Here is a 25,519-nt window from a genome sequence, read left to right on the forward strand (position 1 = left end):
TCGCTACTGTGATTGGACACTGACACAGAGTCAACTAGCCTTGTTCGCGCGGTTCTTCGCACGCAGAACCGCGGACGGTCCGAGCCACGAGGGGGGAGGCTCGGACCGTCCGATGTACGTACCGGGACACCGCTGAGGTGTCCGTAAGACAGTCACCGTGCCGATTCCTCCAGCGCACGCAGCACGTCCGTCACCAGGTCCTCGGGATCCTCGGCGCCGACCGACAAGCGGATGAAGCCCTCCGGCACCGCGTCCCCGCCCCAGCGCCCGCGCCGTTCGGCTGTCGATCGCACCCCGCCGAAGCTCGTCGCGTCGTCCACGAGCCGCAGTGCCTCGAGGAAACGCTCGGCACGCGCGCGCGTGGGCAGCGTGAAGGAGACCACGCACCCATAGCGCCGCATCTGCTGCGAGGCGACCTGGTGGGACGGGTCGCCGGGCAGCCCGGGATACCGCAGCCCGGTCACCTCGGGCCTCCCCCGCAGCGCTTCGGCGACGGCCAGGGCACTGGCGTTCTGCCGGTCGACGCGCAACTGCAGCGTGGCGATCGACCGGTGCGCCAGCCAGGCCTCCATGGGCCCCGGAATCGCCCCGACGATCTTGCGCCAGCGCCGTACGGCCGTCATCGCCTCGCCGGAGCGGCCGGTGACACAGCCGAGGAGGACGTCGCCGTGCCCGGTGAGCTGCTTGGTGCCGCTGGCCACCGAGAAGTCGGCGCCGAGCTCCAGCGGGCGCTGCCCGAGCGGCGTCGCGAGGGTGTTGTCGACGGCCACCAGGGCACCACGCGCGTGTGCCGACTCGACGAGCCGCCGGATGTCACACACATCGAGTCCGGGGTTCGACGGCGACTCGATCCACAGCAGTTTCGCGCCGTCGAGGACGCCGAGCTGGGCGTCGTCACCGGTCGGCGCCGTGCGCACCTCGATGCCGTACGCCTCCAGCTGGGCGCGTACGAGGGGCAGCGCCTGGTAGCCGTCACTGGGCAGGACGACGGCGTCCCCGGCGCGCAGCTGGGAGAACAGCACCGACGAGATCGCGGCCATGCCGGAGGCGAACACGAGCGTCTCGACGCCGTCCTGCCCCGGCGCCTCCAACTCGCCGATGGCATGCTCCAGGTGCGTCCAGGTCGGGTTCTCGTCGCGGCCGTAGGTGTACGGACCCGTGGGCTCGCCCGGCAGGTGGAAGTGGGCGGCGAACACCGGACCCGGCAGGTGCGGCTCGTACTTCACCGGGTCGGGAAGGCCCGCCCGGACCGCGCGTGTGCCCTCGCCCGCGCTCGCGGGGAGGCCGTCGCCCTTGGCGGATTCGCTCATGCCACTCGTCCTTCCACGTCCTCACGCACCGCGTCGAGCAGACCGGCGCTCGCCTCCTCCACCATCTCAAGGCACTCCTCGAAGCCGTCCTGGCCCCCGTAGTAGGGGTCGGGCACGTCGAGGTCGTCCTGGGCGGCGGGGTCGTAGGTACGCAGCAGGCGCACCTTCCGGGCGTCCTCGTCGGTGGGGGCGAGGCGGCGCAGGGCCCTGAGGTGGCCGGAGTCCAGGGCGATCACGAGGTCGAGGCGGGCGAACCAGGACCGCTCGAACACACGAGCCGTGTGGGCGACGGCGTAACCATTCTCCTCAAGGACGGAGACGGTGCGCGGGTCGGCGCCCTCGCCCACGTGCCAGTCGCCCGTGCCGGCGCTGTCGACCTCGACCAGCCCCTCGAGGCCGGCTTCCGCCACGCGTGCGCGGAAGACCGACTCGGCCATCGGGGAGCGGCAGATGTTGCCGGTGCAGACGAAGCAGACGCGATAGGTCATCGGGGACTCAGTCCTTGTCGGGCAGGACGACGTTGAGTGCCCAGGAGACGACGGAGATGATCAGACCGCCGAGGACCGCGGTCCAGAAGCCCTCGACGTGGAAGCTCACGTCCAGCACGCCGGCCAGCCAGGACGTGAGCAGCAGCATGAGCGCGTTGACGACCAGCGTGATCAGGCCGAGCGTGAGGATGAAGAGCGGGAAGGTCAGCACCTGCACGATCGGCTTGACCAGAAAGTTGACCAGGCCGAAAAGCAGCGCCACCACGATCAGGGTGCCGATCTTCTTTCCGGTGCTGTCACCGGTCAGAGTGATCTTGTCGAGCAGCCAGACGGCGACCGCCAGGGCACCCGCGTTGGCGATCGTCTTGACTACGAAATTCTTCATGTGTCTGATCGTGGCAGAAGAGATCGGCTACGAGCGTGGACGAGGGCGATGAAGGCATTCCGGCTGGACGAACTGGAGGCGGAGCGAGCCGCCAATGACGGCGCCTACCTGCAGTTTCTGCGGGAGCGGAACATGTCGGTCGGGCTGTACGCGCTGAACGCCGGAGAGCATGATCCACAGAACCCGCACAACCAGGACGAGGTGTACTTCGTCGTGAGCGGGCGGGCCTCCCTCACTGTCGGCCTGGAGACCACCCAGGTGGCGCGCGGCAGCGTCGTGTACGTGCCGGCCGGGGTCGCCCACAAGTTCCATCACATCAGCGAGGACCTGCGGGTCCTGGTCGTGTTCTCGCCACCCGAGGGCTGACCGTCTCCGCCCGGGAGCCGATGTGCCGCCTCAGGGTTCCCTAGGGGATCGGTCAGGGGAGGACAAGGGATGCGAGGCCCCCACCGGCACCCCGGTCGGACCTAGCATCGACGGCAGGACATCGAAAGGATCCGGCCCGTCAGAGGTGCCGGACCACGGACTGGACGAGGACGAGGGCGATGCGAGAGATCTTTGCGGGACTGCCGTGGTGGGTGAAGTGGGTGGCCGTTCCGGTCATCGCCCTGGTGGTGTTCGGCGGCCTGATTGCCAGTGTCGTCGGCTTCGTGATCGGCCTGCTCTTCAAGCTGCTGGTCTTCGTGGCGCTGGTCGGCGGACTGATCTACGTCGTACGGAAGTTCATGTCCAGTTCCTCCTCGCGCGGCGACTGGTGAGCGGTGCGGGGAGCCGTTGATCGGTAACACGAATCGCCGGTTCCCTCGGCCGGGGGAAGTTTCCAGGACAGCCCGTTCACAAGCGGTGGTGGACGGTTAAAGTCCGGAACCCGACGCGGGGACGACCCCGCGAGCGGCGTTTCCCCCTCCCGTGTTTCCCCGCACGGACCGCCCTCTCGCGCTTCGGGAGTGACCTTTGGCCACGGCTGACACCGCCTCAGCGAAACCGTACGCACCCCCCACCCGGCCGTGTTCCACCGCGCCCCCGCACCAACGCCCGCCGAGCGGCGGCGTCCCCGAGCAGCCGCACTCCGCGACGACCCTCATCGGCTCGGTGCAGCGTGCGATGCGCCTGCTGGAAACCGTCGCCGAGCACACATGCGGCGCCCCGGCCAAGCAACTGGCCCGCGAGACCGGCCTCGCGCTCCCCACGGCGTACCACCTGCTGCGCACCCTCGTGCACGAGGGCTATCTCCGCCGGGACAAGGGGCTGTTCTTCCTCGGGGAGGCGGCCGAGCGGCTGGGCAGCAGCGGTGCCGCGCAGAAACGTCGCAGCACGGTCGTCGACATCCTCGCCCATTGGCGTGATGCGATCGGTGTTCCGGTGTACTACGCCGTGTACCGCGACGGTGAGATCGAGGTCATGTGCGTCTCCGACACCCCGGGGAATCCCGCGGTCGAGGAATGGGCCGACTTCCGTGAGACCGGGCACGCGCACGCCATCGGCCAGTGTCTGCTGGCCCAGCTCGACGAGGAGTCCCGCCGCGACCACCTCGACCGCTACCCCGTGCGGTCGATCACCCCTTTCACCGTCCGGGACGACCACACGCTGATGCGGCGGCTGACCCGTGTGCAGCGCATGGAGACGGTCGTCGAACGGCAGGAGTACGCGCTGGGCACGGTGTGCGCGGCGATCCCGATCACGGTGGGCACGACAGCGGCGACCATGGCCCTCTCCCTGCCCGCCCACCAGGCCGACCGGCTGATGTCTGCGGCACAGCAGTTGCAGGACGAGGTCGGACGGATGCTGGGTTCGCTCGCGATCTCTATCAGTATCTGAAAACTCACTCCTTGTGATCAGTTGTGTACGTTCAGCAAGATGCCTGCAGTATCCGGGGTACATTCCCAGCCAGTCGACGGCGAACGACGGGGTAAGGCGATGCGCGAGTCCGTACAGGCAGTACAGGCAGAGGTCATGATGAGCTTTCTCGTCTCCGATGAGCTCTCTTTCCGCATCCCGGTGGAGCTTGGTTACGAGACCTGCGATCCCTATGCCGTACGGCTCACCTTTCACCTGCCCGGAGACGCCCCGGTGACCTGGGCCTTTGGGCGTGAGCTGCTGATCGACGGAGTGGGCAGGCCGTGCGGCGAGGGGGATGTGCGGGTGGCGCCGCTCGACCCCGGCTCATTGGGTGAGGTTCTGATCCGGCTTCAGGTCGGCGGCGACCAGGCCGTGTTCCGCTCCTCGGCGGCTCCGCTCGTGGCCTTCCTCGATCGCACCGACAAGCTGGTGCCGCTGGGGCAGGAGGGCGCGCTGGCCGACTTCGACGCGCATCTGGATGAGGCACTGGACCGGATCCTGGCGGAGGAGCAGAGCGCCGGCTGAAGGGTGCGCCGACGCAATGGTGGCGGAACGCTTCGGCATGGGGAGGGGGATGTGCAGGAACGCTTCTTCGCGGTAGTGGAGTGGCCGCTCACGGGCTGGCAGCGGCCTGTGGAGGAAGAGCGAGTACGTGAGCACCTCGGCCAGGGCCGAGGCGCCTGGCGTGCGGGCCGGTCGTCGACACGGGCCCGCGGGGCGGGGGGCGCCCCCGGGGGGGGGGGCCCCCGGCGGCGGGGGGGGGGGGGGGGGGGGGGGGGGGGGGTGGGCCCCCGGGCCCCCCACGCCAGGTCGCGTCAGCGCTTGCGCCGCCTGCCCCTGCCGCCCCGGGCGGCCTGGGGCACGGGACCCTCCATACCGGACGGCGTCGCCCTCGGTGCCGCGTCCGCAGTGGCCGGCTTGGGCGCCGTCCCGGACTCCGGCCGGTCGGCCGAGACGACCAGGGCCGCGAGAGCCGTGGTCACCGGCACCGACGCGACCAGGCCGATCGAGCCCACCAGCGTGCGCACGATCTCCTCGGCGACCAGTTCGCTGTTGGCGACCGTGCCGACGCTGCTCTGCGCGATCGAGAAGAGCAGCAGCAGTGGCAGCGCCGCGCCGGCGTAGGCGAGGACGAGCGTGTTGACCACGGACGCGATGTGGTCGCGGCCGATCCGGATACCGGCCCGGTACAGCCCGCGCCAGCCCATCGCCGGATTGGCCTCGTGCAGCTCCCAGACCGCCGACGTCTGGGTGACCGTCACGTCGTCGAGCACACCGAGCGAACCGATGATGATGCCGGCGAGCAGCAGACCGCTCATGTCGATGGACGGATACAGGCCGTGGATCAGACCGGTGTTGTCGTCCGTGTTGCCGGTCAGCGCGGCCCAGTCGACGAACCACGAGCCGAGGATGCCGATCAGCAGCAGCGAGATGAGCGTGCCCAGTACCGCGACGGACGTGCGGGCCGAGAGGCCGTGACACAGATAGAGAGCGATCAGCATGATGGCGCTCGCCCCCACCACCGCCACGACCAGCGGATTCGACCCCTGCAGGATCGCGGGCAGGACGAAGAAGTTCAGCACCAGGAAGCTGATGGCCAGGGCGATGAGCGCCATGACACCCCGGAGCCGCCCGACGACCACGACGGCGACAGCGAAGATCCCGGCGAGCAGTCCCATCGGCACACGGCGGTTGACGTCGGTGACCGAGTACTGCAGATCCTTCGGCGCGGAGGGCTCGTAGGCGACCACGACCTTCTCGCCCTCGTGCAACTGCCGTGACTGGTCGGGCTGCACGATCTCCGTGAACGTGCGGCCCTTGTCCTTGCCGGTGTCCACTCGGATCGTGGCCCTCTTGCAGGTGCCGTTCGCCTGCTGCTGGGCGGAGGACCCCTCGGCCGTCGATGTGCCACCGGTCGGGGTGTCGCCCGAGGCGTTCACCGACGAGCAGCTCAGGCTCTCGACCTTCGTGACCGTCGCGTGCTGCGTCTGCCGGTCGAAGCCGACCCCGGTGCGCTCGTGCGACGGGGCACCGCCGGGCCACAGCACGACCAGCCCGGCGAGCACGGCCACGGCGAACGGGATGAGGACAGCGGCGATGACCTTGCGCAGATGCTTGGAGACGGGAGCGGCCGGGCCGTGGCTGTGCGAGTGCCCGTGACCGCCGCCGTGGCCGCCATGACCGCCGGGGGGCCCGTTCGCACCGCTGTCCCCGTCGTCGGCGTGATGGCCGTGGCCGCCGTTGTGGCCACCACCGGGGCCGGGCCGGCCGCCACCGGGACCGTGCTCGCCACCACCGCCACCGGACCCTTGTCCGTACCCACCGGCTGGCTCCTGGCCGCCGCCAGGTCTCGGCGTGCCACCGTATCCAGGGTGACCGCCTCCGTGCCCAGGCCTCTGATCGTGCCCGCTGCTGAAGTCATGGTCGTCGCCAGAGCCGAAGCCCGGACCAAGGCGGGGGCCACGGCCGAGGTCGGGCCGGGGGCCGGGACCGTTGCCGTTTCCGGCGCCCGGTCCGCGGGGCGGTTCGGGTGGTGGGTACGGAGGATGGTGTGTCGTGGTCACCGACCGATCATCGCAAGAACGACAGGGGCCCTCTGTTCACCGCGCCCGAATTGCCGCTAGCGTGGGGGCAACCTTTGCACACGCGGGAGCTCGGAGCACCGGGCTGAGAGGGCGCTGACCTCCGTCTTCGCGATGTTTCACGTGGAACGTCACCTGAACCGAGTGATGTTTCACATGAAACGTCGGCCGACGGTAGCCGCTGCGTCGACCGCTGAACCTGTTACCGGGTAATGCCGGCGTAGGGAGTAGGTCTCATGACCATCAAGGACGCACGCACGCCTGCCTCCACGCAGATCTCCGCGGAGAACCCTGCTGACGGAGAGAGCGGGAAGTCCATCGGCTGGCACAAGGCGTACGTCGAGGGCACACGCCCCGACCTGCGCGTGCCGGTCCGTCAGGTGCACCTCACCAACGGGCAGTCGGTCACGCTGTACGACACCTCGGGCCCATACACCGATCCACTCGTCGAGACCGACGTCCGCAGGGGGCTGCCGCCGCTGCGGGAGAGCTGGATCATCGCCCGCGGCGACACCGAGGAGTACGCGGGCCGGCCCGTTCGTCCCGAGGACGACGGCATCAAGCACACCTCGCCCCGCGGCGGCCTGCGCAACCTCGACGCGGTCTTCCCGGGACGGCCGCGCCTGCCGCGCCGCAGCCGTGACGGCAAGGCGGTCACGCAGCTCGCGTACGCGCGCCGGGGCGAGATCACGCCCGAGATGGAGTACGTGGCCATCCGGGAGAACGTTGCTCCCGAGGTGGTCCGTGAGGAGATCGCGGCAGGTCGGGCGGTCCTGCCCGCGAATGTCAACCACCCGGAGATCGAGCCGATGATCATCGGCAAGCGGTTCCTGGTGAAGGTCAACGCCAACATCGGCAACTCGGCGGTGACCTCCTCCATCGAGGAGGAGGTCGAGAAGATGACCTGGGCGACCCGCTGGGGCGCCGACACGGTCATGGACCTGTCCACCGGCCGCAACATCCACACCACACGCGAGTGGGTGTTGCGCAACTCCCCCGTCCCGATCGGCACGGTCCCGCTCTACCAGGCCCTGGAAAAGGTCGACGGCAAGGCCGAGGAACTGACCTGGGAGATCTACAAGGACACCGTCATCGAACAGGCCGAGCAGGGCGTGGACTACATGACGGTCCATGCCGGTGTCCGCCTGCCGTACGTCCCTCTGACGGCGAACCGCAAGACCGGCATCGTCTCCCGCGGCGGCTCGATCATGGCGGCGTGGTGCCTGGCCCACCACAAGGAATCGTTCCTCTACGAGAACTTCGAGGAACTCTGCGAGATCCTCGCCGCCTACGACGTCACGTACTCGCTGGGCGACGGCCTGCGCCCCGGCTCGATCGCGGACGCCAACGACGAGGCGCAGTTCGCCGAGTTGCGCACGCTCGGGGAACTCAACACGATCGCCAAGCGTTTCAACGTACAGACCATGATCGAGGGCCCGGGCCACGTCCCGATGCACAAGATCAAGGAGAACATCGACCTTCAGCAGGAGATCTGCGATGAAGCCCCGTTCTATACGCTCGGCCCGCTGACGACGGACATCGCGCCGGCGTACGACCACATCACCTCCGGCATCGGTGCCGCGATGATCGCCTGGTGGGGCACGGCCATGCTCTGCTACGTCACGCCCAAGGAACATCTGGGCCTGCCCAACCGTGACGACGTCAAGACCGGCGTCATCACCTACAAGATCGCCGCCCACGCAGCCGACCTCGCCAAGGGGCATCCCGGTGCGCAGGAATGGGACGACGCGCTGTCCGACGCCCGCTTCGAGTTCCGCTGGGAGGACCAGTTCAACCTGGCCCTCGACCCGGACACGGCGCGCGAGTTCCACGACGAGACACTGCCGGCCGAGCCGGCCAAGACCGCTCACTTCTGCTCGATGTGTGGGCCGAAGTTCTGCTCGATGAAGATCTCCCAGGACATCCGCCGTGAGCACGGCGGTAGTCGGGCGGAGATCGAGGAGGGGATGGCGCAGAAGTCGAAGGAGTTCGCGGCCGCGGGTAACCGGGTGTATCTGCCGCTGGCGGACTGAAGCCGACGGGAGTCGGCCACGGCACCCCGGTCACGTCCGAAGACGCTCGCCCGGGTGCCGTGGCTCGGCAGACTGGCTCCATGACAGCGCGATCCATGAGCAAGGGCGCCAATCTGCCGGTCGACGCGTCGGCCGTGCGCGTCGAGATCAGCTGGGCCGAGAGCGTCGGGGGGCCCGATGTCGACGCGTCGGCTCTGTTGTTGACCGCGGCCGGGAAGGTGCGGGACGACCGGGACTTCGTCTTCTACAACCAGCCGCAGCATGCCTCCGACGCCGTGGTCCACCGGGGGAAGCGGAGTGACGCCGGCGTCACGACCGACACCGTCGAGGTGGACCTGCGTTCGCTGGAGGGCGCCATCGCACGGGTGGAGCTGTGCGCGTCGGTGGACGGGGGCACCTTCGGGCAGGTGCGCGGTCTGACGTTGAGGCTGCTGGACTTGGCAGGCCTGGCGGAGTTGGCGCGCTTCGAGATGCAGGGGGAGACGGAGACGGCGTTCATCGGCGGCGAGTTGTACCTGCGTGAGGGGCGGTGGAAGTTCCGTGCGGTCGGCCAGGGGTATGCCTCCGGGCTGGCGGGACTGGCCACCGATTTCGGGATCACCGTGGATGACGAGCCATCCGGAACAGTCGCTTCCACGGCAACGGCTGTCGCTCCGTCGCCCCCGTCCGCTCCGCCGCTCCCGCCCGCCCCGCGGACCCAGCCCGCACCGTCGGCGTCGGCCCCCGCCCAGACGCCTGCAAGCCCTCGCCTGACCAAGGGGGAGGAACGGCTGCCCGTCGACATGCGCAAGCGACTGTCCCTGCGCAAGGAGCAGGTCGCCGTCAGCCTGAGCAAGCGGGGAGCGGCGGGCGTCAGGGCGCGGGTCGTCCTCGTGCTCGACGCCTCCGGATCCATGGCGTTCCTCTACTCGAGGGGCGTGGTGGCGGATGTCGTGGAGCGCATGGCCGCGGTGGCGGCACAGCTCGACGACGACGGCGAGATGCAGGCCTGGACGTTCGCCTCCAACGCCGCCCGCCTGCCCGATCTGAGCCTGGGCGAACTCCCGGAGTGGCTGCGGCTGCACGTTCGGGTGGGGGAGATCGGTCTCTTCCGTCGCAAGAAGCCGAGGAAAGGTTTGGAACCGGGACAGGTCGACATGCGGACGGTCGGCATCCAGAACGAGGAGCAGAAGGCGATCGCCGAGGTCAGAGAGTACGTACGAGAGAACCCGGCGGCCGCCCCGACCCTGGTGCTCTTCTTCTCCGACGGCGGCGTCTACCGCGACAGCGCGATCGAACGGGAGCTGCGTGCCGCGGTGGAGGAGCCGATCTTCTGGCAGTTCGTGGGCCTCGGCCGGTCCCACTACGGGGTGCTGGAGCGCTTCGACACACTGCCTGGCCGCCGCGTCGACAACGTCGGCTTCTTCGCCGTGGACGACATCAGCACGGTCCCGGACCAGGAACTCTACGACCGGCTCCTGTCCGAGTTCCCCTCCTGGATCACGGCTGCCGGACGCGCAGGGATCCTCTGACCCGGGCGGACGCCTCTCCCCGGCAGTCTGCGGCAGGCGTTGTCAGTGGTGGTCGTTACGGTGGAACAGAAGATCGACCGACGGCCTGGCAGCAGGTCGACGACGAGCACGGGGGGCAAGGACATGGCGGGGGACGGCGTCGAAGGAACGGTGCTGGTGTCGTACGCGGTCGGGTGGGACCTGGTCACCCGCGCAGCGCTGGAGCCGCTCACCCGCGCCGAGGCGGAGGCGCGTGACGGCGCAGGCCAGGAGTATGTGAAGGTCCATCGGCTGCCGGGCCGGAGCGAGCCCCTCGAGGTGCATCTGGTGGCCTGGGGCGAGTCCTATGTGGGGGTGTGGGCCTACGACGAACAAGGACGCCGGACAGGGGAGGCGGACTGGCGGCTGCTCGAACCGGAGCGGGTGTTCCTTCGGCATCTCGCGGTATGGCGCTATGAATCCCCACAGCAGGCCGAGTTCGCGCCGGAGGTCGGGCGCACGTACTGGGACCTCCTGCCCGACGGAAAGGGGCGCAAGGTGGTCGAGCGGCCGGGAGGCGGTTCGTTTCACACCCTGGCGGACATTGCCCAGGCCGACCGGTGGCGGAGCAGGGCGGGGTTCGGCGTGCGAGGGGTTGGAGGGCTGCTCTTCCCCGATGCGGGGAACTCGCCTCTGCGTCTGGTGGACGTCTCCCCGGGCGAGCCGGGTGCCCCGGCAACCACGGCGACCGCTTCGGCCCGCTGGCTGCCACCTCGTCCGGGCAGGCAGGCGTACCTGAAGGAGCTGTTCGAGCCGGGTACTCGTTTCGGGACCAGCTTCCAACCGGAGATGACGGTCAGTGACGTCCGGTGGCTCGCGGACCTTCGTCTGCCCAGCGGGAGGCTGGTCGTCGACGATCCCGGCAACACGGGGACCGCCCATGGCCGGGAGCTGTCCGAGCGGTTCCCTCCGGGCACCTACCCGTTGCAGGCCACTGTCGTTGCCTACGAGTACGAGTTCATGGGTGAGCACTGTGCCGTGGAGGAGCCGGTCGCCGTCCGCGTCCTGCTCGGCGAAGAGGCGCCCGTGTCCTGGGAGTTGGCACTCGCCGCAGGTGATGACGTCCGTCTGTTGCGGGACGACGGGATATTCGGCTTCTCCACCGACGGCGCCGCGGGGTCCTTCGCCGACGCCTCCGGCTGGGAGGTACTCGCCGAGCGGGTCCGAAGCTACTACCAGGACAGTGACGGCGATGCCGCGGAGTTCATCGACGACGGTCACCTGCGCACCACCGACGAGGCGACGGGAAGCGACCTGGTCACCTTCTTCACCGGAGGAGACGGTACGTACCCGGTGTGGCTGGGACGTTCGGATTCGGGAGCGCCGGTCTGCGTCGTGGTGCAGAGCGACTACCTCCCCGAACTGCGCCTGCTCTGAGCAGAACAAACCGCGGGAACAGCACCACAAGACACCACAGCACAGCGCCGGGCGTCGACTCCGACCCTGATCCGAGCCGGGCGTACGGCTTGCGCTCCCTTCTGCGGGGGCGCAAGCCGAGGGCCTACTCCGGCTGGTGTTCCGGGCCTCCGAAGTCCGGGCTGGTGTAGTCCGGGCTGCTGAAGCTCGGGCGGGGACCCGCCGAGGGGCCGTCGTCCGGGCTGGTGAAACCCGGACGGTCGTAGCCGATCTTCGGCAGGCGGCCGGTGGGCGCCGGCGGGGTCGGGGCCGGTGCCGGGTGCAGTGCGGCGGCCGTGCCGGGGTCGGCGAGGGCCTCGCGGAGGAACGGCACTATGCCGCGTTCCAGCAGGGCTTCCCGCCAGGCTTCCCTGGCGCGGGCCACTTCCTCGCTCAGTTCGCCGTACGGACCTGCCTCCAGGGAGGGCCGGTTGCGCAGGGCGGTGAGCAGGAGGCCGACGGTGGCGACGAGGATCGCGGCTGCGGCGATGGCCCCGAACGCCCAACCGGCGGTGACCATGGCCTGGGCGAACGACTGCTCGGGGTTGAGCATCCTGAGGACGTAACCGACGAGCAGGAAGATCACCGCGGCGGTTCCGGCGAGAACGGGGGTGAGGACGGCGGCGACGGCGACGGCGCCCGCTCCGGCGGCTTCGGCGGCCTGAGCCGTCTCCCCGATGGTGGCGGCGAGCCCCAGACCGCCCACACCCGGCTCGCCGGAGCCGGATTCGTGGGTGGGTGACGACGGGGTGGACGGCGCCGGGTGGCGCAGTTCCTCGCGGGCCTTCACGTAGTGCTGGTATTCGGTCGCTGCGGCCGCCGTGATGAGTGCGGTGGCGTTGAGCGCCATGGTGCGCAGCTGTTCGGCGTTGAGCCGCCGGCCGACAGCGGTCAGTTCCGGGTGGTGTGGTGCGGAGCGCAGCGCCTCGTCGAGGATCCGCTCGTACTCCTGGCGGTCCTCGCTGTGCAGGTGCTGCGGAACGCTGTTCATGTGCATCCCCCGATGCTCCGTAGGGCTTGGGGCTCGCATGCCAACGAGCCGTCGGGCAGAAACGGAGGGGAGCCTGCTACGGATAAACCGATGGTAGAGCGGCGACGGCATGAGGTAACAGGGGGTTTGCCGAAATTGGCCCCTGGCCTGCGGCGTCGTCGGACGCTCCGGCGCGCGGGACGCCGGATGCGTGAACGATCAGACGGTCAGGGGCAGTTGCTGGACCAGCAGCTTCCCGGCCATCGTCACTCCGCCGTCCATCGCGATGGCCAGCCCGTCGGCGTAGACGTGCGGTCCCTCGACCACGGGTCCGGCGCTGTCCTCGCCTTCCTCGGAGCCGACTTCGCCCAGCAGGTACGGGATCGGGCTGTGGCCGTGAACGATGCGGGTGCCGCCGTACGTATCCAGCAGTGCGCGGACGGCGTCGGCGCCGCCCTCGTCGCGGAAGGAGAAGCGCTTGGTGAACTTGCGGAAGAGATCCCACACCTCGTCCGCGTCGTTGCGGGTGAGCGTCTCGCGGACGGTGTCGTTGACCGCCTCGATCGAGTCGCCGTAGTCGAGGTAGGCGGTGGTGTCGGAGTGGACGAGCAGGTGGCCGTCGACCTCCTCGACGGCGTCGAGACGGGCCATCCACTGCAGGTGATGGTCCTGGAGGCGGTCCATGTCGGACTTCTGGCCGCCGTTGAGCAGCCAGGCCGCCTGGAAGGTGGCGGTGCCCGCGCCGGAGTTGACGGGGGTGTCGCCGAACCGTTTGGCGCCGAGCAGCAGCAGCTCGTGGTTGCCCATCAGGGCCTTGCAGTAGCCGCCGGCCGCGGCGGCCTCGGCGGACAGCCGCATCACGAGGTCGATGACGCCGATGCCGTCCGGGCCGCGGTCGGTGAAGTCGCCGAGGAACCACAGCCGGGCGGTGCCCGCGCACCAGTGGCCGGCCTCGTCGATCAGGCCCTTCTCCTGCAGTGCGGCGACCAGCTCGTCGAGGTAGCCGTGCACGTCGCCGACGACGAACAGCGGGCCGGGTCCGGTCGCGGGCAGCGGAGCTTGGACGGCCGTGGGGTCAACGGTCACCTGGAGGGTGTCCCCCCGGTTGATGACGGGCAGATCGCGCTGGGTGGGCGTGTAACCGTCGGGGTGCTCCAGCGGCTCCTCGAGGGGAGGCGCGGCGTTGCCGGGGTGCGTGCTGTGGACGTACGGACCGGTCTCGTGGACGTACGCGGGCACCCGGAAGTCGCGCACCGTAGCCGTACGCTCCGCCTCGGGTCCCTGACCGGCCCCCTGAGTCATCAGACCCCTCCACCATCGCGCCGCATCTGCACCGCTTCGGACTGCCTGGTCGCGACGGCCCGCGGTGCCGTGCGCCCATCATAGGAATGCGGATCGTGCCGTGTGATGACCCAGGGGTGGTGAATCGGAGCCAGGCTCCCGTTCGCTGCGGCTTTCGCCCCGATTGGGCCAGGCTTCGGCAGCAAGCGCTCACCCCGGGTACACCGTGCTCACACCCTCGCACCACGGGCCTCCGACGCCACGGACGGAACCGAGGGGCGGTCAGCGACCACCTGGCGCGCGAGGAACGCCCGTCCCGACCGCCTCCGGTCGCCATCACCTCCGGGCCGGACCACTCGTACGGGTCCTGCCCGCTGCGGGGAGGAGCCGCGGCGGCACCGGGCGACCCGTACGGCTTTCCAGGGGTGCTGCCGGTGATGACCGAGGGACGCCGGCCGTTGCACGCATGTGCGGCCGCGCGCCACAGACCGGTGCCGCTCTCGGGAAGATCCCCTGGAGGACGGGCCGCCCCTCCTCCTCCCCCTACCTCTCCTCGGGCTCCCGAGGCGGACTCACCGTCGTGCGCTGCGGACGTCGCTGAGACGAGGTACGCACGATCAGTTCGGTCGGTATCACCTGCTCGACGGGCCGTTCCGATTCCACGCCCTCGATGGCGTCGATGAGGAGCTGGACCACCGCCGTGCCGATGCGGCGCGGTTTCAGGGAGAGGGTGGTGATGGGCGGTTCGGTGTTGGCGTACACGGTGGACTCGCTGCAGCACACCAGCAGCAGGTCCTCCGGGACCCGCAGCCCGTAGCGGCGGGCGGCGGCGAGGAGGTCGGTGCCGTTGGGGTCGAACAGCCCGTAGACGGCGTCGGGGCGGTCGGGGCGGGCCAGCAGGCGGTCGGCGGCGACGGCGCCTGCGCACGGGTCGTGTGCGGGGTAGGCCTCGTAGACCGGGTCCTGGCCGACGCGCTCGCACCAGTGCAGGTAGGCGCGGGTCGACAGGTGCGTGTACGTGTCCGTCGAGGTGCCCGTGAGCAGGCCGATACGGCGGGCGCCCGCGTCGGCGAGGTGGTCGAGGATGTCGAGGACGGCGGCCTCGTGGTCGTTGTCGACCCACGCGGTGACGGGGAGCGTGCCGGCCGGGCGGCCGTCGGAGACGACCGGTAATCCCTGACGGACGAGCTCACTGACCACCGGGTCCTGGTCGGAGGGGTCGATGACGACCGTGCCGTCCAGGGCGACGTTCGACCACACGTCGTGGCGCGAGGTCGCGGGGAGGATGACGAGCGCGTAGCCGCGGGCGAGCGCCGCGGAGGTCGCGGCGCGCGCCATCTCGGCGAAGTACGCGAACTCGGTGAAGGTGAAAGGTTCATCCCCGTACGTCGTCACGGTCAGGCCGATGAGGCCCGACTTGCCGGTACGGAGGGTTCTGGCCGCGGCCGAGGGGCGGTAGCCCAGTCGGTCGGCGACCTCGCGGACATGGCGTCGGGTGGCATCGGGGAGCCTGCCCTTGCCGTTGAGGGCGTCGGAGACGGTCGTGATGGAGACTCCGGCGGCGGCGGCCACGTCCCTGATGCCCGCTCGACTCGGCCGGCTGCCTCGGCGTGAGGTTTCCGCGCGGCTCACCTGGTGCTTCCCTGCTGCTGTCATGGCGAGCCGATAGTAGGGCTCATCGGGTGGGGTAGGGCGGACGCATATGCACGCGTTGACAGACACGTTTCTGCATGGTCGCAAGACACCAAATGCCTTGGAAACAAAGGAAGTTGAGGGGTCTGATGCCAGGACGTGGTGTGCGTGCGCGGATGAGCCTGCCAAGGCACCGATGTTTCGAAGAGGTCTCAACTCACCTGCACGAGGGACGCGCGCCACGGCGTGAGCTACCGGCGCACAGATATATGTGCGGCGCGCCCCCCGTTTCATACGCCTTCGTACGGTGATGCGGCTGATGTGTGCCTGAGGCGCATGGCCCGCACGCGATTCGCAGGGGTGGATCTGTCATCAGCAGCACTTCCGCAGCTGTTCGCACCCGCGCCCAATCCTCATAAGGTGAGCAGTAATGGGAAGCCGGTGGTGGTCACGAGGAGGACTGCGGTGAGCGAGACGAGCCCCAAGCTGCGCGCCGAGCTGGAGGGGATCCCCACCTACAAGCCGGGCAAGCCGGCCGCGGCCGGCGGTCCCGTGGCCTACAAGCTGTCCTCCAACGAGAACCCCTACCCGCCCCTGCCCGGCGTGATGGAGACGGTCACAGCCGCCGCCGCGTCCTTCAACCGGTACCCGGACATGGCGTGCACGGGCCTGGTGAACGAGATCTCCGAGCGCTTCGGCGTCCCCGTCTCCCACCTGGCGACCGGCACCGGTTCGGTCGGCGTCGCCCAGCAGCTGATCCAGTCGACGGCGGGACCCGGGGATGAGGTGATCTACGCCTGGCGGTCCTTCGAGGCGTACCCGATCATCACCCAGATCAGCGGTGCGACCTCGGTGCAGGTGCCGCTGACGCCGGGGGACGTGCACGACCTGGACGCGATGGCTGACGCGATCACCGAGCGGACCCGGCTGATCTTCGTCTGCAACCCCAACAACCCCACGGGCACCGTTGTGAAGCGGGCTGAACTGGAGCGGTTCCTGGACCGGGTGCCCGGGGATGTGCTGGTCGTGCTCGACGAGGCCTATCGGGAGTTCATCCGGGACCTCGAGGTGCCGGACGGTGTCGAGCTGTACCGACAGCGGCCGAACGTCTGTGTGCTGCGGACGTTCTCCAAGGCTTACGGCCTTGCCGGGCTGCGGGTCGGCTTCGCGATCGCCCACGAGCCGGTGGCGGCGGCGCTGCGCAAGACGGCGGTGCCGTTCGGAGTGAGCCAGCTCGCGCAGGAAGCGGCGATCGCCTCGCTGCGGGCCGAGGACGAGCTGCTCGGCCGGGTCGGCTCCCTGGTCTGCGAGCGCAAGCGCGTGGTCGAGAGCCTGCGCGAACAGGGGTGGACGGTGCCCGAGACCCAGGCGAACTTCGTGTGGCTGCGGCTGGGCGAGCACACGGTCGCCTTCGCGGCGGCCTGCGAGCAGGCCGGTGTCGTGATCCGGCCGTTCCCGGGTGAGGGCGTGCGCGTCACGGTCGGGGAGACCGAGGCCAACGACATCTTCCTGAAGGCGGCGGAAGGGTTCCGGAAGGAGCTGTAGGGCGGTCAGCTGTCTCAGGTGCCGACTGCAGGGCGCCTTGGTTTCACGTGGAACCAAGGCGCCCTTTCTCTGTCATGGACCCACGTCACCGCAGGTGGGAAGGGGTTAGAGGCGTTGGGGACCCCCGCCCGTCGACCCTCGAACAGCTATGCGTCATAATTGCTTGTGAATGTGAACGCTTTCACAAGCGTGTGAGGTAAGGAGCGGCGACGTGGACCTGGCTTTGGCGCCGGAGACTCTGGCGCGCTGGCAGTTCGGCATCACGACCGTCTACCACTTCCTGTTCGTCCCCCTGACGATCTCGCTGGCCGCACTCACGGCCGGACTGCAGACCGCCTGGGTGCGTACGGAGAAGGAGAAGTACCTCAGGGCGACCAAGTTCTGGGGCAAGCTCTTCTTGATCAACATCGCGATGGGCGTCGTCACCGGCATCGTGCAGGAGTTCCAGTTCGGCATGAACTGGTCGGACTACTCGCGCTTCGTCGGTGATGTCTTCGGCGCCCCGCTCGCTTTCGAAGCACTCATAGCCTTCTTCTTCGAGTCCACCTTCATCGGCCTGTGGATCTTCGGCTGGGACAAGCTCCCCAAGAGGATCCACCTGGCCTGCATCTGGATGGTCTCGATCGGCACGATCCTGTCGGCCTACTTCATCCTCGCGGCCAACTCGTGGATGCAGCACCCGGTCGGCTACCGGATCAACGAGGCGAAGGGGCGGGCCGAGCTCACCGACTTCTGGCTCGTACTGACCCAGAACACCGCGCTCGCCCAGGCCTTCCACACCCTCTCCGCGGCCTTCCTCACCGGCGGCGCCTTCATGGTCGGCATCTCGGCCTTCCATCTGCTGCGCAAGAAGCACATCCGTGAGATGAAGACGTCACTGCGGCTCGGCCTGGTCACCGTCGCCATCGGCGGTCTGCTCACCGCGGTCAGCGGCGACGTCCTCGGCAAGATCATGTACGAGCAGCAGCCCATGAAGATGGCCGCAGCCGAGGCGCTGTGGGACGGTGAGGCACCCGCGCCCTTCTCGGTCTTCGCCTACGGAGACGTCGACAAGGGCCACAACAAGGTCGCCATCGAGATCCCTGGCCTGCTGTCCTTCCTCGCCAAGGACGACTTCACCTCCTACGTCCCCGGCATCAACGACGTCAACAAGGCCGAGCAGGAGAGGTTCGGGCCGGGCGACTACCGGCCCAACATCCCGGTCGCCTACTGGGGCTTCCGCTGGATGATCGGCTTCGGTATGACGTCCTTCGCGATCGGCCTGGCAGGGCTGTGGCTGACCCGCAAGAAGTTCATGCTGCCGCAGCACCTGAGGGTCGGCGACGACGAGCGGCCACACCTGGTCCTGTTCCGGAACAAGGCCCTCAGCCCCAAGCTCACCAAGCTGTACTGGCTCGCGGCGATCTGGACCCTGGGTTTCCCGCTCATCGCCAACTCCTGGGGCTGGATCTTCACCGAGATGGGCCGCCAGCCGTGGGTCGTCTACGGCGTTCTGCAGACCCGCGACGCGGTCTCCCCCGGCGTCTCCCAGGGCGAGATCCTCACCTCGATGATCGTCTTCACGACCCTGTACGCGATCCTCGCCGTCGTCGAGGTCAAGCTGCTGGTGAAGTACGTGAAGGCCGGCCCGCCCGAGCTCACCGAGGCCGACCTCAATCCGCCCACGAAGATCGGCGGCGACTCCCGTGACGCCGACAAGCCGATGGCCTTCTCGTACTAGGCCGAGGGAGCTGCACAGTCATGGAACTGCACGACGTCTGGTTCGTCCTGATCGCCGTCCTGTGGACCGGCTACTTCTTCCTGGAGGGCTTCGACTTCGGGGTCGGTGTCCTCACCAAGCTGCTCGCCCGTAACCGGGCCGAGAAGCGGGTACTCATCAACACCATCGGGCCCGTCTGGGACGGCAACGAGGTGTGGCTGCTCTCGGCGGGCGGCGCGACCTTCGCCGCCTTCCCGGAGTGGTACGCCACGCTGTTCTCCGGCTTCTATCTGCCGCTGCTGCTCATCCTGGTCTGCCTGATCGTGCGGGGCGTCGCCTTCGAGTACCGGGCCAAGCGGCCCGAGGAGAACTGGCAGCGCAACTGGGAACACGCGATCTTCTGGACCTCGCTCCTCCCGGCGTTCCTGTGGGGCGTGGCCTTCGGCAACATCGTCCGGGGCGTGAAGATCGACCAGAACTTCGAGTACGTCGGCAACCTCTGGGACCTGCTCAACCCGTACGCGCTGCTCGGCGGTCTGGTGACCCTGACGCTGTTCACCTTCCACGGTGCGGTGTTCACGGCCCTCAAGACCGTCGGCGACATCCGGGAGCGGGCGCGGAAGCTGGCGTTCAAGGTCGGTCTCGCGACTGCCGGCCTCGCGCTGATCTTCCTGCTGTGGACGCAGGTCGAAGGCGGTGACGGCAAGAGCCTGGTCGCACTGGTCGTGGCGGTCGCCGCCCTGGTCGCGGCGCTCATGGCGAACCAGGCCGGGCGCGAGGGGTGGTCGTTCGCGCTGTCCGGCGTCACCATCGTGGCCGCCGTGGCCATGCTGTTCCTGACGCTCTTCCCGAACGTGATGCCGTCCTCGCTCAACGAGGAGTGGAGCCTCACGGTGACCAACGCCTCGTCCAGCCCCTACACCTTGAAGATCATGACCTGGTGCGCCGTGATCGCCACGCCGATCGTGATGCTCTACCAGGGGTGGACGTACTGGGTGTTCCGCAAGCGGATCGGTACGCAGCACATCGCTGAGGCTGTGCACTGAGTCCGAGTTGGGGCATGTTTCACGTGAAACATGCCCCTTGAGAAGAGGGTGTGTTTCACGTGAAACCGATCGACCCGCGTCTGCTTCGATATGCCCACGCCACCCGCCTCTTCCTGGTGGCGGTCGTCGGTCTGGGTGTCGTCGGAGCAGCGCTGGTCATCGCACAGGCCATGCTCATCGCCGAGGTGGTGGTCGGCGCTTTCCAGCACGGACTGTCGGTCGCCGAACTCCGGACTCCCCTGCTGCTGTTGGTCACCGTGGCGATCGGCCGCGCGCTCGTCGCCTGGCTCACCGAACTCTCCGCACACCGGGCGAGCGCGGCTGTGAAGTCGGAGCTGCGGGGACGGTTGCTGGAGCGGGCCACGGAGCTCGGTCCCGGGTGGCTGAGCGGGCAGCGGACCGGTTCGCTGGTGGCCCTCGCCACGCGGGGCGTGGACGCCCTCGACGGCTACTTCTCCCGCTATCTGCCGCAGTTGGGGCTTGCGGTGGTCGTGCCGGTGGCGGTGCTCGCGCGGATCGTGACCGAGGACTGGGTGTCTGCCGCGATCATCGTCGGCACGCTGCCCCTGATCCCGATCTTCATGGTGCTGATCGGCTGGGCCACGCAGTCGAGGATGGACCGTCAGTGGCGGCTGCTGTCCCGGCTGTCGGGGCACTTCCTGGACGTGGTGGCGGGGCTGCCCACGCTGAAGGTGTTCGGGCGGGCCAAGGCGCAGGCCGAGTCGATCCGGCGGATCACCGGCGAGTACCGGCAGGCGACCATGCGGACCCTGCGGATCGCCTTCATCTCGTCGTTCGCGCTGGAGCTGCTGTCGACGCTCTCGGTGGCCCTGGTCGCCGTGACCATCGGCATGCGGCTCGTCCACGGCGAGATGGACCTCTACATCGGCCTGGTCATCCTCGTGCTCGCGCCGGAGGCGTATCTGCCGCTGCGGCAGGTCGGGACGCAGTACCACGCGGCCGCCGAAGGACTCGCGGCGGCCGAGGAGATCTTCGCGGTGCTGGAGACACCGGTGCCCGCGTCGGGCACGGGCACGGTGCCGGCGGGAGCCGTGGCCTTCGACGGCGTGACGGTCCGCTACCCCGGCCGGTCCGCCGACGCCGTGTCCGACGTGTCCTTCACCGTCGAGCCCGGCGAGACGGTCGCGCTCGTCGGACCGAGCGGTGCGGGCAAGTCGACTCTGCTGAACGCACTGCTGGGGTTCGTGCGGCCCACCGAGGGCCGGATCCGGGTCGGGGGAGTCGATCTCGCCGACGTCGATCCGGAGCAGTGGCGGCCCCGGATCGCGTGGGTGCCGCAGCACCCGCACCTGTACGCCGCGACGATCGCCGAGAACGTACGGCTGGCGCGTCCCGACGCCGATGACGCGGCCGTGCGGCGCGCGCTGGCGGACGCGGGGGCGCTGGAGTTCGTGGACGCGCTGCCCACCGGGGCCGAGACCGTGCTCGGGGAGGACGGAGCCGGACTGTCCGCCGGGCAGCGGCAGCGCCTCGCCCTGGCCCGGGCGTTCCTCGCGGACCGGCCGGTGCTGTTGCTGGACGAGCCGACGGCCGCCCTTGACGGGGAGACCGAGGGCGAGGTCGTGGCGGCCGTGCGGCGGCTCGCGGCCGGCCGGACGGTCCTGCTCGTGGTGCACCGGCCGGCGCTGCTGGCGGTGGCGGACCGGGTGGTGCGGCTGGCGGAAGCCGTAGCCCCCGGGCGCGTCGATGCCGCGCACACGGGTGTTTCCACGCGACGGGAGGAAGCACCCGTCGCCCCCGTCGCGTCCGCGTACGAGCCGCGCCTCACGGTGACCGAGGGCGGTGTCCTCGCCCGGGTCCGTGCCATGGCCGCCGCCCGGCGCGGCCGGCTAGGCCTCGCGCTGCTGCTGGGCAGCCTGGCCCTCGGCAGCGCCGTCGGACTCATGGCCACCTCCGGATGGCTCATCTCCCGGGCCTCTCAGCAGCCACCGGTGCTGTATCTGATGGTGGCCGTGACGGCGACCAGGGCCTTCGGCATCGGGCGGGCCGTGTTTCGGTACGCCGAGCGGCTCGTGTCCCACGACGCGGTGCTGCGGATGCTCGCCGACACCCGGGTCGCCGTCTACCGGCGGCTGGAACGGCTGGCGCCCGCCGGACTGCGCACGACCCGCCGGGGCGACCTGCTGACACGGCTCGTCGCCGACGTCGACGCCCTGCAGGACTACTGGCTGCGCTGGCTGCTGCCCGCCGGTGCCGCCGTCGTCGTCTCGGCCGGTTCCGTCGCGTTCACGGCGTGGCTGCTGCCCGAGGCAGGGGCCGTCCTCGCGGCGGGGCTGCTCGCGGCCGGGGTGGGTGTTCCCCTGGTCACCGGTGCCGTGGCGCGCCGGGCCGAACGCCGGCTCGCCCCCGCCCGGGGCGTGCTCGCCACCCGCGTGGCCGACCTGCTCACCGGTACCGCCGAACTGACCGTCGCCGGGGCCCTGCCCGCCCGTACCGCGGACGTGCGGGCGGCCGACTCCGTCCTCACACGGATCGCCTCGCGGGCCGCCACCGCCACCGCGCTCGGGGACGGACTGACCGCGCTCGTCTCCGGGCTGACCGTCGCGGCCGCCGCCCTCGTGGGCGCGCAGGCCGTCGGTGACGGTCGGCTGAGCGGCGTGACGATGGCCGTCGTCGTCCTCACTCCGCTGGCCGCATTCGAGGCCGTTCTGGGGCTGCCGCTGGCCGTCCAGTACCGCCAGCGGGTGCGCAGGAGCGCGGAGCGGGTGTACGAGGTCCTGGACGCCCCCGAGCCCGTGGGTGAGCCCGAGCGGCCCCGGCAGGCGCCCGCGTCGCCGTTCCCACTCGTCGTCAAGGGACTGGCCGCCCGGCACGCCGGGCAGGACCGCGACGCGCTCGCCGGGGTGGACCTCACGTTGACGCAAGGGCGCCGGACCGCCGTCGTGGGGCCCTCCGGCTCCGGCAAGACGACCCTCGCGCAGGTGCTGCTGCGGTTCCTGGACGCGGGCGCGGGCTCGTACACGCTCGGCGGGGTGGACGCGTACGCCCTGGACGGCGACGACGTACGGCGGCTCGTCGGGCTGTGCGCGCAGGACGCGCACCTCTTCGACAGTTCGGTCCGCGAGAACCTGCTGCTCGCGAAGAAGGACGCGACCGAGGAGGAGCTGCGTGACGCGCTGGCCCGGGCCCGGCTGCTGGAGTGGGCCGACGGGCTGCCCGGCGGGCTCGACACGCTCGTCGGAGAGCACGGGGCCCGGCTGTCCGGAGGCCAGCGGCAGCGGCTCGCGTTGGCCCGCGCGCTCCTCGCCGACTTCCCCGTCCTGATCCTCGACGAGCCCGCCGAGCACCTCGATCTGCCGACCGCCGACGCACTCACCGCGGACCTGCTGACCGCCACCGAGGGCCGTACGACGCTCCTCATCACCCACCGGCTGGCCGGGTTGGAGGCGGTCGACGAGGTGGTCGTGCTGGACGACGGGCGGGTCGTGCAACGCGGCGCGTACGCCGACCTGGCCGCCGGTGAGGGGCCGTTGCGGCGGATGGTCGAGCGGGAGGCGGCTGCGGAGGCGCTGATGGGGGCGCGGTGACCCACGCCTCCACGGTGGTGTGACAGGTGCCGTACTGGCGGCCGGCCATGTGGGCCCGCGCTGGGCCGTTCGGGCGGCCGGTCCCCCAGGCGTACGACGTGAACAGGACCGGCGGCGGGCGGTCAGGACACGATCACTGACATGTGCTCACCTCGCCGCCGCTCCCTGCTCGTTCCGGCCCTGTTGTGCGCGGCCGCGGTGCTCGCGGCAGGGCCCGCCACCGCCGACGGCGAGCTCGGTGGGGACGGCTCCGGCACCGGTGCCGGGATCAGCGCGCGGGTGGCCCGGCTGTACGAGGACGCGGCATCGGCGACACAGCGGTACGAGGCGGCGCGGCGCGCGGCGCAGGCACAGCGGGTCGAGGCCCAGCGGCTGGAGAAACTCCTCGGCCGCCAACGGCAGGAGCTCGCCGTGCTCCGTGACGACCTGGGACGTATCGCGCGCGCCCAGTACCGCAGCGGGGGCGGGTTGTCGGGCGCCGCGCGGCTGGTGCTGGCCCGTGACCCCGACGAGTTGATGCGCGGCCGGCGTGTCTTCTCCCGGGCGAACCAGGCTGTCGACAACGCCATCGGCAAGAGCCGCCGGGTGGCGGCACGACTGGCCGCCGATGAGACGAAGGCCACCGAGGCCCGGAAGGCGCTGGAGCGGCGCAACGCCGAACTCGCCGTGCTGAAGAAGGGCATCGCGCAGAAGCTGGAACAGGCGCGGCGGCAGTTGCAGGGGCAGGCGGACGCCTCGGTCGCCGCCGGGTCGTGCCGGGGCGCCGTGCGGCTGGATCAGCCACCGGTGCGGCTCGCCCGGGAGTGGGTGGTGCCCGTCGAGGGCTACATCCTGTCCGCGAGCTTCGGCAGCGGCGGTGCCCGCTGGGTGAACCGGCACACCGGGCAGGACTTCGCGGTGCCGATCGGGACGCCCGTGCGGGCGGTCGGCGCGGGCCGCGTGGTGCGGGTGGCGTGCGGAGGCGCGTTCGGCATCGAGATCGTGCTCCGGCACGCCGACGGCTACTACACGCAGTACGCCCACCTCGCGGCCGTCACCGTCGATCAGCACCAGAACGTCACCGCGGGGCAGTGGATCGGGCAGTCGGGCACCAGCGGCAACTCGACGGGGCCGCACCTGCACTTCGAGGTGCGGGTCACGCCGGGGACGGGGTCGGCGGTGGATCCGGTGCCGTGGCTGAAGGCCCGTGGGGTGCCCGTCGGTTAGGCGGACAGGCCCTGGTCCGAGGACTTGGACCGCTCGGCGACCAACTGCTCGACGACGACGGCGACTCCGTCCTCGTTGTTGGCGACGGTCTGACCGGAGGCCGCCGCGACCACGTCCGGGTGCGCGTTGCCCATCGCGTACGACCGGCCCGCCCAGGTGAGCATCTCGACGTCGTTCGGCATGTCCCCGAACGCGACGACCTCCTCATGGGAGATGCCCCGCTCGGCGCAGCACAGGGCGAGCGTGCTGGCCTTGGAGACACCAGGGCCGCTGATCTCCAGCAGGGCGCTGGGGCTGGACCGGGTGACGTCGGCGCGGTCGCCGATGGCCAGTCGGGCGAGGGTGAGGAAGGCGTCGGGGTCGAGCGTGGGGTGGAACGCGAGGATCTTCAGCACCGGCTCGTCGGCCCCGGGGGCGTCCGCTGCCAGCAACTCCTCGGCCGGGGCGAGGGAGTCGGGGATCTCCATGTGCATCTTGGGATACTCCGGCTCCTGGTAGAAGCCGTACGTCTGCTCGATGGCGTACATGGTCCCGGGGGCTGCCTCGCGCAGCAGCCGTACGGCGTCCAGCGCGTTCTCCCGGGGCAGTTCGCGCACCTTCACGAACCGGTGGGCACCGGGGCCGCCGTGCAGATCGACCACGGCGGCGCCGTTGCCGCAGATCGCCAGGCCGTGCCCGTGGACGTGGTCGCTGACGACGTCCATCCAGCGGGCCGGGCGGCCGGTGACGAAGAACACCTCGATCCCCGCCTCCTCGGCGGCGGCGAGAGCCGCGACCGTGCGCGGGGACACCGACTTGTCGTCGCGCAGCAGAGTGCCGTCGAGGTCGGTGGCGATCAGCCGGGGCGGGATGGCGGCGGCCGGGGTCTCGGGCTGTCGAGTCGCTGAGGTCACCGGGCCATTCTCCCGTATCCGCCCGTACGGCTGTGCGAGAGCCCGCGCGGGCGGCTGACTGCCGAGGTCGGCGCACATGACGCGGACGGCCGACTGCCCGAGTCGGAGCAGCGGAGGCGGTCGGCCCCCGAGGCCGGC

The 25,519-nt window shown here is 70.1% G+C and carries 20 protein-coding genes; 12 read left to right on the forward strand and 8 right to left on the reverse strand.

The features are described from left to right. Positions 1-152: 152 nt before the first annotated feature. The 3 genes from ACPT94_RS14195 to ACPT94_RS14205 are packed head-to-tail and all read right to left on the reverse strand — an operon-like array spanning position 153 to position 2,183. Positions 153-1,310 (reverse strand): cystathionine gamma-lyase, encoded by a 1,158-nt coding sequence (locus ACPT94_RS14195; RefSeq protein WP_425245958.1) that lies wholly within the window; start codon positions 1,308-1,310, stop codon positions 153-155. After that, a complete protein-coding gene (locus tag ACPT94_RS14200; RefSeq protein ID WP_360347392.1) occupies positions 1,307-1,798 on the reverse strand; it encodes a low molecular weight protein-tyrosine-phosphatase in 492 nt (163 codons plus the stop codon). The genes ACPT94_RS14195 and ACPT94_RS14200 overlap by 4 nt, the downstream gene beginning before the upstream one ends. Before the next feature lie 7 nt (positions 1,799-1,805). Beyond that, entirely contained in the window at positions 1,806-2,183 is a 378-nt protein-coding gene (locus ACPT94_RS14205; protein WP_360347394.1) for a phage holin family protein, read from the reverse strand. A gap of 48 nt (positions 2,184-2,231) precedes the next feature. Here ACPT94_RS14205 and ACPT94_RS14210 point away from each other — a divergent pair, with 48 nt between their 5' ends. The 4 genes from ACPT94_RS14210 (at position 2,232) to ACPT94_RS14225 (ending at position 4,547) form a co-directional block, all read left to right on the forward strand. Beyond that, positions 2,232-2,549: a cupin domain-containing protein gene (locus tag ACPT94_RS14210; protein ID WP_360347396.1), complete on the forward strand. Its 318-nt coding sequence runs from the start codon at positions 2,232-2,234 to the stop codon at positions 2,547-2,549. Positions 2,550-2,728: 179 nt separating this feature from the next. Then, entirely contained in the window at positions 2,729-2,941 is a 213-nt protein-coding gene (locus ACPT94_RS14215) for a DUF5326 family protein (protein WP_360347398.1), read from the forward strand. 196 nt (positions 2,942-3,137) lie between these two features. Further along, the gene (locus ACPT94_RS14220) at positions 3,138-4,001 is read left to right on the forward strand and encodes an IclR family transcriptional regulator (RefSeq protein ID WP_360347400.1); all 864 of its coding nucleotides are present in this window, start codon (positions 3,138-3,140) and stop codon (positions 3,999-4,001) included. Between the two features lie 99 nt (positions 4,002-4,100). Continuing rightward, entirely contained in the window at positions 4,101-4,547 is a 447-nt protein-coding gene (locus tag ACPT94_RS14225) for an SsgA family sporulation/cell division regulator (RefSeq protein WP_189931634.1), read from the forward strand. 290 nt (positions 4,548-4,837) lie between these two features. Here ACPT94_RS14225 and ACPT94_RS14230 read toward each other — a convergent pair whose 3' ends face one another. Continuing rightward, a complete protein-coding gene (locus ACPT94_RS14230; protein ID WP_425245959.1) occupies positions 4,838-6,586 on the reverse strand; it encodes a YibE/F family protein in 1,749 nt (582 codons plus the stop codon). Between the two features lie 254 nt (positions 6,587-6,840). Here ACPT94_RS14230 and thiC point away from each other — a divergent pair, with 254 nt between their 5' ends. The 3 genes from thiC (at position 6,841) to ACPT94_RS14245 (ending at position 11,543) form a co-directional block, all read left to right on the forward strand. Then, a complete protein-coding gene (thiC, locus tag ACPT94_RS14235; RefSeq protein WP_425245960.1) occupies positions 6,841-8,637 on the forward strand; it encodes a phosphomethylpyrimidine synthase ThiC in 1,797 nt (598 codons plus the stop codon). Positions 8,638-8,717: 80 nt separating this feature from the next. Beyond that, positions 8,718-10,148, forward strand: a complete 1,431-nt coding sequence (locus ACPT94_RS14240) for a VWA domain-containing protein (protein ID WP_360348020.1) — start codon at positions 8,718-8,720, stop codon at positions 10,146-10,148. 60 nt (positions 10,149-10,208) lie between these two features. Next, positions 10,209-11,543 (forward strand): DUF4241 domain-containing protein, encoded by a 1,335-nt coding sequence (locus ACPT94_RS14245; RefSeq protein ID WP_425245961.1) that lies wholly within the window; start codon positions 10,209-10,211, stop codon positions 11,541-11,543. Between the two features lie 124 nt (positions 11,544-11,667). Here the strand turns inward: ACPT94_RS14245 and ACPT94_RS14250 are convergent, their stop codons facing one another. The 3 genes from ACPT94_RS14250 to ACPT94_RS14260 form a co-directional block, all read right to left on the reverse strand. Continuing rightward, positions 11,668-12,558, reverse strand: a complete 891-nt coding sequence (locus tag ACPT94_RS14250) for a hypothetical protein (protein WP_360348026.1) — start codon at positions 12,556-12,558, stop codon at positions 11,668-11,670. A 192-nt stretch (positions 12,559-12,750) separates the two neighbouring features. Continuing rightward, entirely contained in the window at positions 12,751-13,833 is a 1,083-nt protein-coding gene (locus ACPT94_RS14255; RefSeq protein ID WP_360348029.1) for a metallophosphoesterase, read from the reverse strand. Between the two features lie 522 nt (positions 13,834-14,355). Next, positions 14,356-15,468 (reverse strand): LacI family DNA-binding transcriptional regulator, encoded by a 1,113-nt coding sequence (locus ACPT94_RS14260; RefSeq protein WP_425245962.1) that lies wholly within the window; start codon positions 15,466-15,468, stop codon positions 14,356-14,358. 441 nt (positions 15,469-15,909) lie between these two features. On the opposite strand from ACPT94_RS14260, the gene hisC reads away from it, so the two are divergent. The 5 genes from hisC (at position 15,910) to ACPT94_RS14285 (ending at position 24,488) form a co-directional block, all read left to right on the forward strand. Then, positions 15,910-16,989 carry a histidinol-phosphate transaminase gene (gene hisC / locus ACPT94_RS14265; RefSeq protein ID WP_360348035.1) on the forward strand — a complete coding sequence of 360 codons (1,080 nt, stop codon included), beginning with the start codon at positions 15,910-15,912 and terminating at the stop codon, positions 16,987-16,989. Positions 16,990-17,200: 211 nt separating this feature from the next. After that, on the forward strand, positions 17,201-18,709 hold the full coding sequence (locus tag ACPT94_RS14270) for a cytochrome ubiquinol oxidase subunit I (RefSeq protein WP_425245963.1): 1,509 nt from the start codon (positions 17,201-17,203) through the stop codon (positions 18,707-18,709). Between the two features lie 20 nt (positions 18,710-18,729). Next, on the forward strand, positions 18,730-19,734 hold the full coding sequence (cydB, locus tag ACPT94_RS14275; RefSeq protein ID WP_360348041.1) for a cytochrome d ubiquinol oxidase subunit II: 1,005 nt from the start codon (positions 18,730-18,732) through the stop codon (positions 19,732-19,734). A 59-nt stretch (positions 19,735-19,793) separates the two neighbouring features. Continuing rightward, positions 19,794-23,282 carry a thiol reductant ABC exporter subunit CydD gene (gene cydD / locus ACPT94_RS14280; protein WP_425245964.1) on the forward strand — a complete coding sequence of 1,163 codons (3,489 nt, stop codon included), beginning with the start codon at positions 19,794-19,796 and terminating at the stop codon, positions 23,280-23,282. Between the two features lie 141 nt (positions 23,283-23,423). Next, complete coding sequence (locus ACPT94_RS14285; protein ID WP_360348047.1) at positions 23,424-24,488, forward strand: M23 family metallopeptidase; 1,065 nt, start codon at positions 23,424-23,426, stop codon at positions 24,486-24,488. On the opposite strand, the gene ACPT94_RS14290 is transcribed toward ACPT94_RS14285, so the two are convergent. After that, positions 24,485-25,381: a Cof-type HAD-IIB family hydrolase gene (locus ACPT94_RS14290; protein WP_360348050.1), complete on the reverse strand. Its 897-nt coding sequence runs from the start codon at positions 25,379-25,381 to the stop codon at positions 24,485-24,487. The genes ACPT94_RS14285 and ACPT94_RS14290 overlap by 4 nt on opposite strands. Positions 25,382-25,519: the final 138 nt, after the last annotated feature.

The sequence above is a fragment of the Streptomyces aurantiaciflavus genome, assembly GCF_049808595.1.
Lineage (GTDB): Bacteria > Actinomycetota > Actinomycetes > Streptomycetales > Streptomycetaceae > Streptomyces.